This window comes from Seonamhaeicola sp. S2-3, from assembly GCF_001971785.1.
Classification (GTDB): Bacteria; Bacteroidota; Bacteroidia; order Flavobacteriales; family Flavobacteriaceae; genus Seonamhaeicola.
The window spans coordinates 1101394-1118204 of record NZ_CP019389.1 but is presented as its reverse complement, the minus strand read 5'-3'; the positions used below and the strand labels follow the sequence as shown (position 1 = coordinate 1118204).

The following is a 16811-nucleotide window of genomic DNA, read 5'->3' as shown; positions in this document are numbered from 1 at the left end:
TTTTAAGGGATGCAAATATAGGGATTTAATATTCAATATTTCAAACCTAATTCACTAAAATTTAATATTATAAACGTTAATTTTAGCGCTTTTTATAAAAAGAATCAATGCAATTTTTAAAATCTTTAATAAGCTGGTACTCAAACAATAAGCGTGAGCTTCCATGGCGACAAACTAAAAACCCTTATAGTATTTGGTTGTCTGAGATTATTTTGCAGCAAACACAAGTTAAGCAGGGGTTACCATATTATTACGCTTTTTTAAAAGCTTTTCCAACTATTTTTCATCTAGCAAAAGCTAATGAAAGTGAAGTTTTAAAATTATGGCAAGGTTTAGGTTACTATTCTAGAGCTAGAAATTTACATGCTACCGCAAAATATGTTGCTAATGAATTACATGGCGAATTTCCTAATAATTACAAAGCGTTATTAAAACTTAAAGGCGTAGGCGATTATACTGCTAGTGCCATTGCTTCAATTTGTTTTAATGAACCTACAGCGGTTGTAGATGGTAATGTGTATCGTGTTTTGTCTCGTTACTTTGGAATTGAAACACCCATTAATAGTTCTAAAGGTGCCAAAGAGTTTAAAGGTTTAGCACAAGAATTAATTGATAGAAAAGATCCAGCAACATTTAATCAGGCTATTATGGAGTTTGGTGCTGTACAGTGTAAACCTCAAAATCCAGATTGTTCCATTTGTCCATTAAATAATTCTTGTATAGCTTTTAATGAGAAAAGAATAGCAAACTTGCCTGTAAAAATTAAACCTGCCAAGGCCAAAAAGAAATATTTTAATTTTTTAGTTTTTATTTCAGAAGACGGGAAAACTATTTTAGAAAAGCGAGAGGGTAAAGGTATTTGGCAAAACTTATATCAGTTTCCTTTGGTTGAAACAAAATCAGATTTCATTTATAAAGATTTTAAAGCACTAGCACAAACACATGACTTGTTAAAAAACATGCCGTTTGAAATTATACTTTATAATAATCAGTGTATTATTCATAAACTATCACATCAGCATTTACATTCTAAGTTTTGGATTGTAAAAATTAAAAAGCTTCCTGTAAAAGGGATTTCGGTAAATGATGTTCATAAATACCCTGTACCTATTTTAATAGGTAATTTTATTGAAAGCTTTAGTTTTTAAACTAAAAGAGCGGCTTATCATATTTTTTTATTAATTTTAAAAATGAGTTACAATTAAGTAATTTTGCAACTACAAATAAATTAAAGCTATGTCAGGAACATTAAATAAAGTAATGCTAATAGGGCATTTAGGAGATGAGGTTAAAATGCATTATTTTGAAGGAGGCGGATGTGTTGGTAGATTTCCTTTAGCTACCAATGAAACCTATACTAATAGGCAAACTAATGAGCGTATTAGCAATACAGAATGGCATAATATTGTGGTAAGAAATAAAGGTGCTGAAATTTGCGAAAAATATTTAAGTAAAGGCGATAAGGTTTATATTGAAGGACGCCTAAAAACACGCAAATGGCAAGATGATAATGGTAATGAGCGTTATAGTACTGAAATTCAGTGTACAGATTTTACATTTTTAACTACAAAAAAAGAAAGTGAAAATAACGCAGCAAGTACAACAGCGGATCAAACACCCGTTGCTAAAGATAAGCCTGCTAGTGAACCTACTGAAGATGAAAATGATGATCTTCCGTTTTAAAAAAATTAATGAGCCTAAATCAAGGCTTTTTGTTTAACTAAAACCAAAATATTTGGACCCTGACCCCGCGAGTTTTTTAAGTTTAGTCATTGCATTAAATTATTCAATGATTTCTGGTTTTGCATTGCTGTTTTTGCTATTGGTTTGTTCTGCACTTATTTCAGGCGCCGAAGTAGCATTATTCTCACTTACTAAAAACGATATTGAAGAAGGTTTAGAAGATAATTCTAAACGAATGCAAGTAGTTGCAAAACTAACAGAACGTCCTAAAAAATTACTTGCCACTATTTTAGTAGCAAATAATTTTATAAATATTGCAACGGTTATTTTGTTTGCGTATTTAGGTGATTTTATTTTCGGAAATATTACAGATACCACTATTAAATTTCTGTTAGAAGTAATTTTAATAACATTCCTTATTTTGTTGTTTGGTGAAATTTTACCAAAAATATATGCCAGTAGAAACAATATAAAATTTGCTTCTTTTATGGCATATCCACTAAAGGTGTTAGATGTTATATTTTCACCCATAAGTTTGCCAATGCAAAACGTTACTTTGGCTATTCATAATAAATTAGGGAAACAAAAATCAAACCTAAGTGTAGATCAACTATCGCAAGCATTAGAACTTACTAGCGAAGAAGATACCACTAAAGAAGAACATAAAATACTTCAGGGCATTGTAAGTTTTGGAAATACCGATACCAAACAAGTAATGAGGCCACGCATAGATATTTTTGCTTTAAATGTAGAACAGAAATATGCCGAAATTATGCCAGAAATTATTGAAAATGGGTATTCTAGAATTCCAGTTTACCAAGAGAACATCGATCAAATAAAAGGTATTCTTTATGTGAAAGATTTACTGCCGCACATTAATAAAAAACAGTTTGATTGGGTTAAGTTAATTAGAGAGCCCTTTTTTGTTCCAGAGAATAAAAAGTTAGACGATTTAATGGCCGAATTTCAAGAAAAGAAAGTGCATTTAGCAGTTGTGGTAGATGAATACGGAGGAACATCTGGGTTAATTTCGTTAGAAGATATTATTGAAGAAATTGTAGGTGATATTAGCGATGAGTTTGATGATGAAGATTTACTATACTCTAAACTAGATGAAAATAATTATGTATTTGAAGGAAAAACGGCTTTAAAAGATATTTATAAAATTACTAAAATTGAAGACGAATCTGTTTTTGAAGAAAACAAAGGTGAAGCCGAAACTATTGCTGGTTTTGTTTTAGAAATATCAGGTAGCTTTCCAAAACTTAATAGCAAAATAAATTTTGAAAATTACGTTTTTACTATTGAAGCTTTAGATAAAAAAAGAATAAAACTTGTTAAATTCACAATAACTTAATGCGTAGCTATATATACCTTTTATTAATTTTTATTTGTGTGTCTTGTGGTGAAGACTATAAGCCAAAACCTAAAGCTTTTTTAAGGCTAGAATATCCAGAAGCTAAATATGTTGAAACCAAACTAAATATGCCTTTTACTTTTGAAACTAATGTATTGGTAGAAAATATTTCTACAAAAAAAATGAAGGCAACTACAGAAAGTTACGGTATTAATATTGATTATCCTGCCTTAAAGGGTACTATATTTTTAACGTATAAAGCCATTGAAGGCAACAAGAAGAACTTAGAAGATTTTTTAAGAGACGCACAAAAATTTACTTTAGAACACACAAAAAAGGCAGACGAAATTCCCCGTTTTCCTTATGAAAACAAAAACCAAAAAGTTTATGGTATGTTGTCTGTAGTTAAAGGAAATGTGGCTTCACCAGCTCAATTTTATGTTACAGATAGCGTTAATCATTTTTTAACAGGATCAATGTATTTCAATGCCAAACCTAATTACGATTCTATTTTACCTGCATCTCATTACTTACAAAATGATATGAGACGTATTATGGAAACCATTAGGTGGAAATAATAAGCGTTTAAAGTGTGGTTTTCTTCGATAAAGTGTTTTAATTTTTTTATTTAGGTTTAAAAAAACACAATAACGTTTTGCTTCTTTTCTATTAGTTATATTTTCGTTCACCTAAGAGGAAAATTAATAGCATAAAGCACGTTGAAAACATACAAAACAGAAGTAATAAAAGAATTGTGGGAATTACTTTGTCAAAAAATATTATTAAACTACATATTTTTAGGTATTATTTTTATTGATGCTTTAGGTGCTGTTTTACCAACATATTTAGATAGAAAGGTAACAATGTTTACTTCTTTTCCTCTAATTTTTATCATTTACATGTTAAATACAAACAAAAGAAGTTTGTTGTTTATACTTACTATAATCTTTAATTTTTTAGGAATTTGTAATTTTAATAATCCATATCAGGAGTATAATTCTAAGGGATTAATATATCATGTTATAGCTTTTCTTCTGTACAGCGTTTTATTGTTTAAACGTTTTAAACAGGTTGATGTAAAATTAGCCTTAAAATTAGTTGCGGTACTAATGGTGTTAGTGGGTGTTCCTTTTATGATTTTTTTTGAAGGAATGAATCAAATGTTTATTTTACAAGAAACAACATTGTATGTTTTATCAGCAACTATATTTGTTTTTAGTGCACTTTTATTGGGTTTAACTAACAAAACTAAGCTTAATAAGTTTTTAATAGTTTCTGCAACCTTTGTTTTTCTTAGTTCTTGTTTTCAAGGAGCAAATTTGTTCCTTAATAGGTATGCTTTGTTTAATTTTTTTGCTATTATATTCTTTAACTTAGCACATTATGCTATGTGCTGTTATATGATTAAATTTTCTTACAGAAAGTCTTAAGTGTTTTTTGTTTTGCTAAGGTTGATTATGTTATGTTTCATAATCAACCTAGCAAAAAAATATTGTTTTATTGTGATACCGAAAAATTGTCAACGGTTTTCATGTTGCTTACTTTGTATATGTCGGCAACATTAGTTACAGTTTCTTCTAAAGTATTTGGAGTTACTTTGGCTTCGTTGTATTCAACCATAGCTAATTTTTTATCAAAATCTACTTTAGCATATTTTACGCCTTCCATTTTAGCTATTTTCTTTTCTATAGTTTTGGCACAACCAATTTCGCAAGTCATACCATCTATAGTAAATTCTGCTTTAGCGTAGGTAGCATTTGGGTCTAACTCTTTTGCTGTTTCTGTTGCAACTTCAACAGTTTTTACTTCTGCTTTAGTTTCGTTTTTACAACTAAAAGCTAACAAAAGCATTAAGGCTAACCCTAAAATATGTTTCAATGTATTCATGTTTTTAAGTATTTAAAATTAAAGCAATGTATTTAAACAGAAGTTAACATTTATAGTATTAATAATAAATTACCATCTGTTGGTTTACAAAATTAATAAATAAAGATGTGTAATTAGATTAAATAGTTCAATTTTGTGATTTAAACATAAGATTTATGAAGGCATTTCATCTAAAGTGGATTTATTTATTAACACTTTCATTAATTTGGGGAAGCTCATTTATACTTATAAAAAAAGGGTTAAATGGCTTAACTCCAATGCGGTTAGGTGCTATACGTGTAATTTTTACTGCTATATTTCTTTTTATTGTTGGTTTTAAAAAAGTGAAAAATATAACCGCTAAAGATTGGAAATGGATTATAATAACTGGGTTGTTGGGTACATTCTTTCCAGTGTTTCTTTTTGCATTTGCCGAAACCGAAATAGATAGCGCCATAGCTTCTATTTTAAACTCTTTAGTACCGTTAAATACCATTATACTTGGCTTTTTTGTTTTTAAAATAAGTTCAACAAAAAGACAGGTTTTAGGTGTTTTTATTGGGTTGGCAGGTACAATAATGTTAATTATTAATGGAATTTCTTTAAATCCAAATCAAAATTATTTATATGCTGCTTTGGTAATAGTGGCTGCCTGTAGTTATGCAGCAAGTATAAATGTATTAAAACAACATTTACAACATGTTAATGCTTTAACAATTGCAGTAGGAAATTTTACAGCTATACTAATTCCTGCGGTTATAGTTTTAATTAGTACCGGTTTTTTTAGCGCAGAGGTGCTTACAAATCAAAATTTAAAACCTGCTTTACTCTATATGTTGGTATTGTCATTATTTGGAACTGCCATTGCAAAAGTGCTATTTAATAAATTAGTGCAAGTGTCTACCCCTGTTTTTGCATCTTCTGTGGCTTATTTAATGCCTATTGTTGCAGTTTTTTGGGGTGTTTTAGATGGAGAACGCTTTAATTTTTTACAAGGAATTGCTACTATTATAATTCTTATAGGTGTGTATTTAGCTCATAAAAAGAAATGCTAATAGGTTCATATAGTTAGAGTTAAATTATTAAATGTCAATTTTTTTTCCGAAATTTAAGAAAACTCTAATACCAACTATGATGAAAAAAATATCACTTCCCATAAGATTTGGCCTTGTTACAAGCGCTGTTTTAATAGCATATTTTTTGATTCTATCATTGTTTAACAAACATATAAATCCAGCTTTTAGCTTTTTCAATGCACTTATTACAGGTTTTGGCGTGTATGAAGCCGTAAAATTAAGCAAGTTGCAATTTCCAACTTCTTTTTCGTATGGTCAAGGCTTTAAAACAGGTATTATAACAGGTTTTGTTGCAACTTTTGTGTTTACAATTTTCTTTTTATTCTATTCTACAGAAGTAAATACTAATTTTTTGCCAGAATTGTTACAAACTTTTAAAGGAAAATTTGATGTCAACATTGGTATGATAACCTTTATTGTGGCTGTTATGGGATTAGCAACATCTGTAGTTGCAACCCTTTCTGTAATGCAACTTTTTAAAAATAGCAGAAATATACCTCAAAATCTCTAAAACGTTTGTATATTAATAATTTAGCAGTATATTTGCACCCGCCTTTAAAGAATTGAAGGCAATGTTAAATAATTTAATTAATAAAAACGTTACGCTATGTACGCAATTGTAGAGATAGCAGGGCATCAATTTAAAGTTGAAAAAGACCAAAAAGTTTTTGTTAACCGTTTACAAGCTGAAGAAGGAAAGAAAGTAGCTTTCGATAATGTTCTTTTAGTTGCAGATGGAGACAAAGTAACTGTTGGCGCCCCGGCTATAAACGGCGCTCAAGTAGGAGCAAAAGTCGTTAAACACCTTAAAGGTGATAAAGTAATAGTCTTCAAAAAGAAAAGACGTAAAGGTTACCGTGTAAAAAATGGTCACCGTCAAGCCTTAACTGAGATAGTAATAGAAAGTATTGCTACATCAGGAGCTAAAAAAGCTGCTCCAGCAAAAAAAGAAGCTCCAAAGGCTGAAGCTAAACCTGCAGCTAAAAAAGCTACAGGAAAAGCAGATGACTTAAAGAAAATTGAAGGTATAGGACCTAAAATTGCATCAACGCTAGTTGAAGCTGGAATTGCAACATTTGCAGATTTAGCTGCTTCTACTCCAGAGAAAATCTCTGAAATTATTGCAGATGTAAGAGGTAACCATGTTACAGACACTTGGCCAGAACAAGCTAAATTAGCTGCTGAAGGTAAGTGGGATGAACTTAAAAAATGGCAAGACGAATTAGATGGAGGTAAAGCTTAAGCTTACTTCTTATTGTTAAAATAAAATCGAAATAAAATGGCACATAAAAAAGGAGTCGGAAGTTCGAAAAACGGTAGAGAATCAGAATCAAAACGCTTAGGTGTTAAGATTTTTGGTGGTCAAGCTGCAATAGCTGGAAACATTATCGTAAGACAAAGAGGAAATACACATCACCCAGGTGAAAATGTGTATTCTTCAAAAGATCACACATTACATGCCAAAGTTGATGGTATTGTAAAATTCACTAAGAAAAAAGATAATAAATCTTACGTATCTATTGAGCCATTTGAGGCTTAATAAGTAAGTTTTATAAAAATACTCTAAAGCTCCTTCTGTTAATTCAGAAGGGGCTTTTTTTATTGTTACTCATGTTTACTAAAGTTCTTCTTAATGTTAAGTGAACTTAAAATATAGGTTTTTTCTTTCGTATAAATAACCATAACTTAAAATTTAATTAATAAAGATAGTAAGGTGCTTTTGTTATTTCGTATTAATAATTAACCAATTAATTAATCATGAAAAAACAATATGCATTTTTATTATTAACCTTGATATTTTCTTTTTTGGGGTTTTCGCAAAATGGAAATATTCAAGGAACCATTATTGATGAAAAAGGACTAGCCGTTCCTTTTGCAAACGTGCTAATAGAATCACTAAATAAAGGTGTGATTTCTGATGTAGATGGTAAGTTTGTTTTCGTAAATGTTCCCTCAGGAAACCAAACTATTAAAGTCATGTATTTAGGGTATGCCGATACCGAAACAGAGGTTGAAATAAAAAACGGCGAAACAACAAATGTTACTATAGCAATTAGTGCAAAAGCTTTAGAGTTAGAAGATATTGTAATAAACGGTTATAATAGTGGACAAGCAAAGGCATTAAATGCCCAAAAAAACAAGCAAAACATTACTAATATAGTATCAACCGATCAAATTGGTAAATTTCCAGATGCTAATATTGGTGATGCCGTAAAGCGTATTCCTGGTATTACCATGCAAGTAGATCAAGGTGAAGCACGTAATATTATTGTGCGTGGTTTAGCGCCTCAATTAAACTCGGTTACATTAAATGGTAGTAGAATTCCTTCGGCTGAAGGTGATAACAGAAATGTTCAAATGGATCTTATTCCATCAGACATGATTCAACTTATTGAAGTTAATAAAGCTGTAACACCAGATATGGATGCAGATGCTTTAGGAGGTTCTGTAAATTTAGTAACTAGAACATCTCCTAACGGATTTAGAGTAGCAGCAACTTTAGGTTCTGGGGTTAACACAATTACAGATAGAAGAATACTTAATGCCTCTTTCTTGATAGGAGATAGAAGTAAAAATGGTAAGTTTGGATGGATGCTATCATCATCAATTAACGATAACGATTTTGGCTCTGATAATATAGAAGCAGAATGGACAGATGAGTTTGCTTATTATGATGCCGATGCAGATGAAGAAGTTGAAGTAGATGTAAATCCATACACCAACGTTTTTGAACAACGCGCCTATTTTGTACAAAGAATTCGTAGAAGTTTTTCTGCTAACTTTGATTATGCGTTTAATGCTAATAACAAGATTTTTATTAAATCTATGTACAACTGGCGTGATGATAGAGAGAATAGATTTAGGTTAGAGCATGAAATTTTAGATGCCGAAGATATAGAAGAAGGAGATTTTACAATTACCAATGGTATTCCTACAAGATTTCCAGTAGAGGTTAAAAGACAAACCAAAGGAGGTATTGATAATGACAGAAATAAAAATACCCGTTTAGAAGACCAACGTATGCAAAACTATAGTTTAGGAGGCGAGCATTTATTTGGTAAACTGCAGTTAGATTGGTTAGCGTCTTATGCAAAAGCTTCAGAAGAACGTTTACATGAAAGATATGCAGAATATGAATCTGAATATATAATTTTAAATGACGTATCAGATTCTAAATTTCCTTTATTTACTCCCGAAAATTCTGCCAATGCCTCTCCAAGTAATTTTGAATTTGGTGAATTTACCGAAGAAAATCAATATACAGACGAAAAAGATTTTAATGCCTTTGTTAACTTTAAATTACCTGCAAACTTATTAGGTAAAGGTGGGTTCTTAAAATTTGGAGCTAGAGCTAAAGTAAAAGAAAAACAAAGAGATAATAACTTCTTTGAGTATGAAGGTTTAAATGAAGATTTTTATGAAAATATGCTAAACCTACCCTTAGTAGATAAAACAACGGATGATTATTTAGCAGGTAGTAAGTACAAAGCAGGGTTTTTTGTAGACGAAGAATTCTTAGGAGATTTAGATTTTTCTAATGCATCTTTATTTGAAGAATCTGATGTGCCAGATGAGTACCTAAGAGCTAACTATGAAGTAAAAGAAAACGTATATGCGGCTTACGCTATGTTTGATCAAAAACTATCAGATAAACTTAGTGTTTTAGCTGGTTTAAGATTAGAGAGTACTAAAACAGAAGCAACGGGTAATGAAATTGAAGATGAAGAAGATGTTATTGGTATCATTACAGAAGAAAAAGACTATATAAATATTTTACCAGGAGTACATTTTAAATACAATATTAGCAACAATACTGTATTACGTTTTGCATGGACAAACACGTTGGCAAGACCTAATTATGCCGATATTGTACCAAGTATAGATGTTGTTAATGATGATGAAGAAATATTTTTAGGAAACCCAGATTTAGAAGCTACAACTTCTATGAACTTTGATTTAATGGCAGAACACTATTTTAAAAGTGTTGGTATTATTTCTGGAGGAGTATTTCATAAAAATATATCAGATTTCATTTACACCTTCCAATTTGAAGATACAAGTACAGGATATGATGCGTTTCAACCTCAAAACGGAGATGATGCTACAGTTACAGGAGCAGAGGTGTCTTTTCAACGTCAGTTAGATTTCTTACCTGGATTCCTTAAAAATTTAGGTATTATGGCTAACTACACGTATTTAACCTCTAGTGCAGATGGTATAAGAAATGAAGATGGTGATGAGCGTGATGATTTAGACTTACCCGGTACAGCTCCAAATATGTTTAACGGATCGGTGTCATATAGCGGTAAAAAATTGAACTTACGTTTATCTGCAAACTATTCTGATGCTTATATTGATGAAATAGGAGGGAATGCTTTTGAAGATAGATATTACGATGAGCAATTCTTGTTAGATTTTAACGCATCTTACGCTTTTAATGATAACTTAAGATTGTATTTCGATTTAAACAACATTACAGATCAACCATTACGTTATTTCCAAGGCGTTAAAAATAGAACGATGCAAGCTGAATATTATGGAAGACGCATTACATTTGGTTTAAAGTATGACTTATTTAAAGCAAAAAATTAAAATGAATAAACTTATTATACTAGTTGGGTTAATATTAGTATCATGCGGAAAAAAGTTGCCTGTAACGCCACCAGATGTTATTACAGAAAAGACCTTGCATGATACCGATGACCCTGCTATTTGGGTAAACAAAAACGATGCTTCAAAAAGTATTGTTTTTGGAACAGATAAAGATACAGAAGGTGCTATTTACGCTTTTGATTTAGATGGTAAAATAATTGAAAGTAAAACCATTAGAGGCTTAAAACGTCCAAATAATGTAGATTTAGAATATGATTTTCAGTTAAATGATTCAACAAAAGTCGATATCATGGCATTTACTGAAAGAGAGCGTCAGCAAATTAGGTTATATACAGTTCCAGATATGAAACCATTAGATAACGGAGGATTTAAAGTTTTTACAGATGCTACCATGCCAGAGGCTAATTTACCAATGGGAATAGCTTTGTATAAATCAGTCAAAACCAATAAATTTTATGCTATTGTGGGCAGAAAAACAGGTCCTAAAAACGGGTATTTATATCAGTATGAATTGGTCTCAGATAGCACTGGCGTTAAAGCAAATTTGGTTAGAAAGTTTGGTGAGTTTAGCGGTAAAAAAGAAATTGAAGCAATAGCTGTAGATAACCAAAATGGTATTGTTTACTATTCTGATGAAGGACATTGTATTCGTAAATATTATGCAGAACCTTCAAAAGGAGACAAAGAAATTTATTGTTTTGGAGGTGAATATTTTAAAGAGGATATTGAAGGTATTGCCATTGCTAATTATCCAAATAATTCATTTTTAATAGTATCAAACCAGCAAGCGGGAACATTCAATATTTTTGATGTAGAAACTAATGCTTTTATAAAAGAAATTAACCTAGGAACCACAGAAACTGATGGTTGTGAGGTAACTACAGAAGCATTGGGTGATAAATTTCCTAATGGACTATTTGTTAGTATGAATGATGATAAGACTTTCTTTTTTCATGATTTAAAAAAGCTTAATTTGCAATAGTAATCTAATATTTTGTTATAAAATAAAGTCCTTTTCTGTAATAGAGAAGGGCTTTTTTATTGATTTTACCATAATAAATTATTAACTTAGGCTATTGCATTTGCAATTAAGAACATGTTTTACTTTAAAAATTTATGCTTATGCTACCATTCAGATCAGAAATACGGAATTCCCCAACGCAACCTACAATTAAGATTTTTTTAGGAGATGAATCTTTAGACTCTAGAATTAAAAAGCATTTAGAGCATTTTAATGAAATTGATACTATTGAAATTAGAAAAAGTGTTGAACGAAACCGAGTAAGCGAAAACCTAACGGTTTTTTTAAAAGATGAGGCTGATGTAAATAAAATGAAATCGAGTATAGATTCCAGTTTATGGTGGTATTTTGAGCAGGATTAATGAGAAAGGATTAAAACGGTTCTCGATACAATTCGCTTAAGGCGAATTACTCGAACTGACGGTTGTTTACTAAATATGTTGTATAGTTTTTTATAAGTTACGTCACTTCGAGTGATTTCGAGGCACGAGAAATTGTATCGAGAAGTTGTAGTTTATAAAACTGTTAAGTCTAGCTAATTTTAGTTTTTAAAGGTTCTCGATACAATTCGCTTAAGGCGAATTACTCGAACTGACGGTTGTTTACTAAATACGTTGTATAGTTTTTTATAAGTTACGTCACTAGTGATTTCGAGGCACGAGAAATTGTATCGAGAAGTTGTAGTTTATAAAACTGTTAAGTCTAGCTAATTTTAGTTTTTAAAGGTTCTCGATACAATTCGCTTAAGGCGAATTACTCGAACTGACGGTTGTTTGCTAAATACGTTGTATAGTTTTATTTATAAGTTACGTCACTTCGAGTGATTTCGAGGTACGAGAAATTGTATCGAGAAGTTTTACTGCGTTAGGGATTGAGGCATTTGTTGAAGCTCCCTGACGTAGGAAGGAGCGACTGCCGAAAGCCCGACCCTTGTGGTAACGCCCAAAAGAAGAATAAAAAAAATCCCAAACTAAAAATGTAGCTTGGGATTTTTTTTTATTTGAGATGCCGAAAAACACTTTGACTGCGCTCAGTGTGACATTATTCAGCATACAATTAATATCTGTAATGTTCTGGTTTATATGGACCTTCAACAGTAACACCAATATATTCAGCTTGGTCTTCACGTAATTCTGTTAATTCTACACCAATTTTTTCTAGGTGAAGTTTTGCTACTTTTTCATCTAAATGTTTTGGTAGCATGTACACTTTGTTTTCGTATTTGTCGCTGTGATTCCAAAGCTCTATTTGTGCTAAAGTTTGGTTGGTAAATGAGTTACTCATTACAAAACTTGGGTGGCCAGTAGCGCAACCAAGATTTACTAAACGACCTTCGGCAAGTATAATAATATCGTTACCATCAATGGTATATTTATCTACTTGTGGTTTAATGGTGTTTTTAGTGTTTCCGTAGTTTTCGTTTAACCAAGCCATTTGTATTTCGTTATCAAAATGACCAATGTTACAAACTATGGTTTTGTCTTTCATGGCTTTAAAGTGTTCTGCACGAACAATGTCTTTATTACCTGTAGTTGTAATTATAATATCGGCATTACTAACAACGGTTTCTAGTTTTTTAACTTCAAAACCATCCATAGCTGCTTGTAAAGCACAAATGGGATCTATTTCTGTAACGGTTACAATACTTCCGGCGCCTTTAAATGATGCAGCTGTACCTTTACCAACATCGCCATAACCACAAACTACTACGCGTTTTCCAGCTAGCATAACATCGGTTGCACGACGAATAGCATCTACAGCACTTTCGCGACACCCATATTTATTATCAAATTTAGATTTTGTTACCGAGTCGTTTACATTAATAGCAGGTATTGGTAATGTGTCATTTTTAACACGCTCGTATAAACGGTGTACACCAGTAGTGGTTTCTTCACTTAAACCTTTAATTCCGGCAGCTAATTCTGGGTATTTATCTAAAACCATATTGGTTAAATCGCCACCATCATCAAGAATCATGTTAAGTGGCTTACGGTCTTCACCAAAAAATAAGGTTTGCTCAATACACCAATCAAACTCTTCTTCGGTCATATCTTTCCATGCGTAAACAGCAGTTCCAGCAGCGGCAATAGCAGCAGCAGCTTGATCTTGAGTAGAGAAAATGTTACAAGAACTCCAAGTAACTTCGGCACCTAAAGCTTGTAAAGTTTCAATTAGTACTGCGGTTTGTATGGTCATGTGCAAGCAGCCAGCAATACGAGCGCCTTTTAAGGGTTGTTGGTCTTTGTACTCTTCGCGTAAGCTCATTAAACCTGGCATTTCGGCCTCTGCTAATTCTATTTCTTTTCTGCCCCATTCCGCTAAAGAAATATCTTTAACCTTATTAGGAACGTAAGCAACTGTTTTTGTACTCATATTGTTATATTTGTGGGTCTTAAATATTAAACGGCAAAGATAGCCAATAACTTTCATAAAACTAAATGCCTCTTTATAAAACCCTTATACCCAACTCACAAACTTGTGTTAAAATCTGGAAAATTACAGAGTCTTACAGTGATTTAATGAAACCATTAGCTTTAACTAACAAAAGTTTACAGCGTGTAGAGGCTATGAAAAGTAGCATGCACCAGCGTGGTTTTTTAAGTGTTAGGCATTTGCTTCGTGAATTTGGTTATGAGGATTCTGATTTGGTTTATGATGAGTTTGGGAAACCGCATTTAAGTGATGGAAAACATATTTCAATTACACATTCTTTTAATTTTTCAGCAGTAATTATTAGTAATGAGGTTGTTGGGATTGATATAGAAAAACAACGCGAAAAAATAAAAGTAATTGCACATAAATTTATTGATTATGAAACCAATTATTTAAATGAAAATGAGCCCGATTATATAAAAAAACTCACATTAATTTGGTGTGTAAAAGAGTCTTTATACAAACTTTTTGCAACGCCAGGTTTAAGTTTTAAAAATCATTGTTTAACTATTCCGTTTAATATTGAAGATTCTGAAACTATAGCTTGGATAGATTACTTAAACAGAAAATACCGATACCAAATTAAATTTATTGAATTTGAAGGTTTTTCTTGTGCTTATGCCATTACTTAAATGAATTCTATTTATAAAAAAATACAGGCTTCAGCTTTAAAAGGTGATAAACTTTTAGCAGTTTTAATTGACCCTGATAAGGTGGTAGTTAATGAGGTGTCTAGATTTATTTCAAAAATTAATGAGTCTGTTGCTACTCATATTTTTGTAGGAGGAAGCACTGTTGATGAAAATGATACCGAAGATTTAGTTGAAGAAATAAAAAAATATACCAATGTTCCCGTGGTTTTGTTTCCAGGAGATGTAAACCAGATTACAGGTAAGGCAGACGGACTTTTGTTTTTATCGCTTATTTCTGGTAGGAATCCTGATTTTTTAATAGGTAAGCATGTAGATTCTGTTACTAAATTATCAGAAACAGGACTAGAAATAATTCCAACAGGCTATATTTTAATAGAAAGCGGAAACAAATCTGCCGTAGAGCGTGTTACTAATACCAAACCCATGTCAAGAATAAATGTGTCTCTAATTACAAAAACAGCAAAGGCTGGAGAACTTTTGGGTATGAAACTCATTTATTTAGAAGCCGGAAGTGGTGCTAAAAGTCCTATTTCAGAAGACATTATAAAAAGTGTAAAAAATAAACTTAGTATTCCATTAATAGTAGGAGGCGGCATAAAAAATAGTAAACAACTAGAAAACGCATATAATTCTGGAGCAGATTTAGTAGTAATTGGTACTGCTTTTGAAGAAAATGAATCATTTTTTGAAGAATTAAAATAAAATCATGAAAATATCAGTAGAATTAACATTAACACCACTACAAGACGATTTTGAACCTGCAATCATTCACTTTATTAAAAGGTTAAGAGCATCAAATCTAAAAGTTAAAGAAAACCCTTTAAGTACTCAGGTGTATGGTGATTATGACAAGGTAATGGAGGTATTAAATGAGGAAATTAAAGAAGCTTTTGAACTTATTGACAAGGGACTTTTATACATGAAAATTGTAAAATCAGACAGACACAATTATGAACCCCATTTTTGATTTTTTCTTTGGGCAATATTTAGAATATGAAACAGTTGATATTGTTCTTGAAATAATAGCAGTAATTTTTGGGTTTCTCTCGGTTTGGTTTTCTAAACAAAACAAAGTTTTAGTATTTCCAACAGGGATGATAAGCACAATTATTTTTGTATATCTGCTATTAAAATGGGAATTGTTGGGAGATATGATGATTAATGCGTATTACTTTATTATGAGTGTTTATGGTTGGTATGTGTGGACGAAGAAAATTGATAAAGAGCATGTTACACCAATATCTCTAACAACATTCAACGAAAAAAAACTAAGTATCTCTATATTTATGGCAACTTTACTTTTTGTTTATTTAGTTTACATAACATTTGATAAATGGAACGGATGGGTAGCCTATGTTGATACCATTACCACAGCTATATTTTTTGTTGGCATGTGGTTAATGGCTAGACGCAAACTGGAGAACTGGATTTTCTGGATAATTGGCGATATTATTTCGGTGCCTTTGTACTTTTACAAGGGTTTTACCTTTACTAGTTTACAATATTTAGGTTTTACTATTATTGCAATTTTAGGCTATTTAGCATGGAAAAAAATCTTAAACAACAACCAGCAAACTGTATAAAAGTAGTTTTGTTTGGTCCAGAATCTACAGGGAAAACAACCTTATCTAGGCAATTAGCTAGGTATTATAATTCTGTTTGGGTGCCAGAATATGCGCGGGAGTATCTTCAAAATAAATGGAATAATGAACGAAAAACCTGCGAACCCAAGGATTTATTGCCAATTGCTATTGGACAAATGAAATTAGAAAATACATTAGCCCAAAAAACCAATTCTGTATTAATATGTGACACCGATTTATTAGAAACAAAAGTATATTCAGAAACATATTACTCAGGAGTTTGCGATCCTATTCTTGAAAAATACGCCTTAAAAAACACGTATGATTTGTATTTTTTAACTTATATTGACACCCCTTGGGAAGCCGACGATTTACGTGATAAACCAAATGAAAGAGAACGTATGTTTAAGGCTTTTGAAGATGAGTTAATAAAACAAAACAAACCCTATGTTTTATTAAAAGGAAGCCTAAAAGAACGTTTAGAAGTAGCAGTAAACCATATAAACAAACTATTAAAAAAATAAA

The 16811-nt window shown here is 31.4% G+C and carries 19 protein-coding genes; 17 read left to right on the top strand and 2 right to left on the bottom strand.

The window, feature by feature from the left end; translation table 11 throughout:
* Window positions 1-107 precede the first annotated feature (107 nt).
* The 5 genes from mutY (at window position 108) to BWZ22_RS05285 (ending at window position 4470) form a co-directional block, all read left to right on the top strand.
* The gene (gene mutY, locus BWZ22_RS05305) at window positions 108-1148 is read left to right on the top strand and encodes an A/G-specific adenine glycosylase (RefSeq protein ID WP_076698472.1); all 1041 of its coding nucleotides are present in this window, start codon (window positions 108-110) and stop codon (window positions 1146-1148) included.
* Between the two features lie 88 nt (window positions 1149-1236).
* On the top strand, window positions 1237-1683 hold the full coding sequence (locus BWZ22_RS05300; protein ID WP_076698471.1) for a single-stranded DNA-binding protein: 447 nt from the start codon (window positions 1237-1239) through the stop codon (window positions 1681-1683).
* A 52-nt stretch (window positions 1684-1735) separates the two neighbouring features.
* Window positions 1736-3040: a gliding motility-associated protein GldE gene (locus BWZ22_RS05295; RefSeq protein WP_076698469.1), complete on the top strand. Its 1305-nt coding sequence runs from the start codon at window positions 1736-1738 to the stop codon at window positions 3038-3040.
* Window positions 3040-3618, top strand: coding sequence for a gliding motility lipoprotein GldD (gldD, locus tag BWZ22_RS05290; RefSeq protein WP_076698468.1), 579 nt, complete (start codon window positions 3040-3042; stop codon window positions 3616-3618). The genes BWZ22_RS05295 and gldD overlap by 1 nt, the downstream gene beginning before the upstream one ends.
* A gap of 141 nt (window positions 3619-3759) precedes the next feature.
* On the top strand, window positions 3760-4470 hold the full coding sequence (locus tag BWZ22_RS05285) for a hypothetical protein (RefSeq protein WP_076698466.1): 711 nt from the start codon (window positions 3760-3762) through the stop codon (window positions 4468-4470).
* A 67-nt stretch (window positions 4471-4537) separates the two neighbouring features.
* Here BWZ22_RS05285 and BWZ22_RS05280 read toward each other — a convergent pair whose 3' ends face one another.
* Entirely contained in the window at window positions 4538-4927 is a 390-nt protein-coding gene (locus tag BWZ22_RS05280) for a heavy-metal-associated domain-containing protein (protein WP_076698465.1), read from the bottom strand.
* A gap of 155 nt (window positions 4928-5082) precedes the next feature.
* Here BWZ22_RS05280 and BWZ22_RS05275 point away from each other — a divergent pair, with 155 nt between their 5' ends.
* The 7 genes from BWZ22_RS05275 (at window position 5083) to BWZ22_RS05245 (ending at window position 11979) form a co-directional block, all read left to right on the top strand.
* A complete protein-coding gene (locus tag BWZ22_RS05275; protein WP_076698464.1) occupies window positions 5083-5961 on the top strand; it encodes a DMT family transporter in 879 nt (292 codons plus the stop codon).
* Between the two features lie 79 nt (window positions 5962-6040).
* Window positions 6041-6493 (top strand): DUF4199 domain-containing protein, encoded by a 453-nt coding sequence (locus BWZ22_RS05270; RefSeq protein ID WP_076698463.1) that lies wholly within the window; start codon window positions 6041-6043, stop codon window positions 6491-6493.
* Window positions 6494-6589: 96 nt separating this feature from the next.
* On the top strand, window positions 6590-7225 hold the full coding sequence (gene rplU / locus BWZ22_RS05265; RefSeq protein ID WP_076698462.1) for a 50S ribosomal protein L21: 636 nt from the start codon (window positions 6590-6592) through the stop codon (window positions 7223-7225).
* Between the two features lie 36 nt (window positions 7226-7261).
* On the top strand, window positions 7262-7522 hold the full coding sequence (gene rpmA / locus BWZ22_RS05260) for a 50S ribosomal protein L27 (protein WP_076698461.1): 261 nt from the start codon (window positions 7262-7264) through the stop codon (window positions 7520-7522).
* Between the two features lie 218 nt (window positions 7523-7740).
* On the top strand, window positions 7741-10575 hold the full coding sequence (locus BWZ22_RS05255) for a TonB-dependent receptor (RefSeq protein WP_076698460.1): 2835 nt from the start codon (window positions 7741-7743) through the stop codon (window positions 10573-10575).
* A 1-nt stretch (window position 10576) separates the two neighbouring features.
* The gene (locus tag BWZ22_RS05250) at window positions 10577-11578 is read left to right on the top strand and encodes a phytase (RefSeq protein ID WP_076702302.1); all 1002 of its coding nucleotides are present in this window, start codon (window positions 10577-10579) and stop codon (window positions 11576-11578) included.
* A gap of 140 nt (window positions 11579-11718) precedes the next feature.
* Window positions 11719-11979 (top strand): hypothetical protein, encoded by a 261-nt coding sequence (locus BWZ22_RS05245; RefSeq protein ID WP_157607915.1) that lies wholly within the window; start codon window positions 11719-11721, stop codon window positions 11977-11979.
* A gap of 694 nt (window positions 11980-12673) precedes the next feature.
* Here the strand turns inward: BWZ22_RS05245 and ahcY are convergent.
* A complete protein-coding gene (gene ahcY / locus BWZ22_RS05240) occupies window positions 12674-13990 on the bottom strand; it encodes an adenosylhomocysteinase (protein ID WP_076698458.1) in 1317 nt (438 codons plus the stop codon).
* Between the two features lie 65 nt (window positions 13991-14055).
* Here ahcY and BWZ22_RS05235 point away from each other — a divergent pair, with 65 nt between their 5' ends.
* The 5 genes from BWZ22_RS05235 to BWZ22_RS05215 are packed head-to-tail and all read left to right on the top strand — an operon-like array spanning window position 14056 to window position 16810.
* A complete protein-coding gene (locus BWZ22_RS05235; protein ID WP_076698457.1) occupies window positions 14056-14682 on the top strand; it encodes a 4'-phosphopantetheinyl transferase superfamily protein in 627 nt (208 codons plus the stop codon).
* Window positions 14683-15405, top strand: a complete 723-nt coding sequence (locus BWZ22_RS05230) for a geranylgeranylglyceryl/heptaprenylglyceryl phosphate synthase (protein WP_076698456.1) — start codon at window positions 14683-14685, stop codon at window positions 15403-15405. It abuts the gene before it with no gap.
* A 4-nt stretch (window positions 15406-15409) separates the two neighbouring features.
* Window positions 15410-15670 (top strand): thiamine-binding protein, encoded by a 261-nt coding sequence (locus tag BWZ22_RS05225; protein WP_076698455.1) that lies wholly within the window; start codon window positions 15410-15412, stop codon window positions 15668-15670.
* Entirely contained in the window at window positions 15654-16286 is a 633-nt protein-coding gene (pnuC, locus tag BWZ22_RS05220) for a nicotinamide riboside transporter PnuC (RefSeq protein WP_076698454.1), read from the top strand. Before BWZ22_RS05225 ends, pnuC begins: the two co-directional genes overlap by 17 nt.
* Entirely contained in the window at window positions 16247-16810 is a 564-nt protein-coding gene (locus BWZ22_RS05215) for an AAA family ATPase (RefSeq protein WP_076698452.1), read from the top strand. The genes pnuC and BWZ22_RS05215 overlap by 40 nt, the downstream gene beginning before the upstream one ends.
* Window position 16811 lies beyond the last annotated feature (1 nt).

Coding starts and splice junctions, on each gene's coding strand:
- mutY (WP_076698472.1), top strand. CDS start 108: ATGCAATTTTTAAAATCTTTAATAAGCTGGTACTCAAACAATAAGCGT.
- BWZ22_RS05300 (WP_076698471.1), top strand. CDS start 1,237: ATGTCAGGAACATTAAATAAAGTAATGCTAATAGGGCATTTAGGAGAT.
- gldD (WP_076698468.1), top strand. CDS start 3,040: ATGCGTAGCTATATATACCTTTTATTAATTTTTATTTGTGTGTCTTGT.
- BWZ22_RS05280 (WP_076698465.1), bottom strand. CDS start 4,927: ATGAATACATTGAAACATATTTTAGGGTTAGCCTTAATGCTTTTGTTA.
- BWZ22_RS05275 (WP_076698464.1), top strand. CDS start 5,083: ATGAAGGCATTTCATCTAAAGTGGATTTATTTATTAACACTTTCATTA.
- BWZ22_RS05270 (WP_076698463.1), top strand. CDS start 6,041: ATGAAAAAAATATCACTTCCCATAAGATTTGGCCTTGTTACAAGCGCT.
- rplU (WP_076698462.1), top strand. CDS start 6,590: ATGTACGCAATTGTAGAGATAGCAGGGCATCAATTTAAAGTTGAAAAA.
- rpmA (WP_076698461.1), top strand. CDS start 7,262: ATGGCACATAAAAAAGGAGTCGGAAGTTCGAAAAACGGTAGAGAATCA.
- BWZ22_RS05255 (WP_076698460.1), top strand. CDS start 7,741: ATGAAAAAACAATATGCATTTTTATTATTAACCTTGATATTTTCTTTT.
- BWZ22_RS05250 (WP_076702302.1), top strand. CDS start 10,577: ATGAATAAACTTATTATACTAGTTGGGTTAATATTAGTATCATGCGGA.
- BWZ22_RS05245 (WP_157607915.1), top strand. CDS start 11,719: ATGCTACCATTCAGATCAGAAATACGGAATTCCCCAACGCAACCTACA.
- ahcY (WP_076698458.1), bottom strand. CDS start 13,990: ATGAGTACAAAAACAGTTGCTTACGTTCCTAATAAGGTTAAAGATATT.
- BWZ22_RS05235 (WP_076698457.1), top strand. CDS start 14,056: ATGCCTCTTTATAAAACCCTTATACCCAACTCACAAACTTGTGTTAAA.
- BWZ22_RS05230 (WP_076698456.1), top strand. CDS start 14,683: ATGAATTCTATTTATAAAAAAATACAGGCTTCAGCTTTAAAAGGTGAT.
- BWZ22_RS05225 (WP_076698455.1), top strand. CDS start 15,410: ATGAAAATATCAGTAGAATTAACATTAACACCACTACAAGACGATTTT.
- pnuC (WP_076698454.1), top strand. CDS start 15,654: ATGAACCCCATTTTTGATTTTTTCTTTGGGCAATATTTAGAATATGAA.
- BWZ22_RS05215 (WP_076698452.1), top strand. CDS start 16,247: ATGGAAAAAAATCTTAAACAACAACCAGCAAACTGTATAAAAGTAGTT.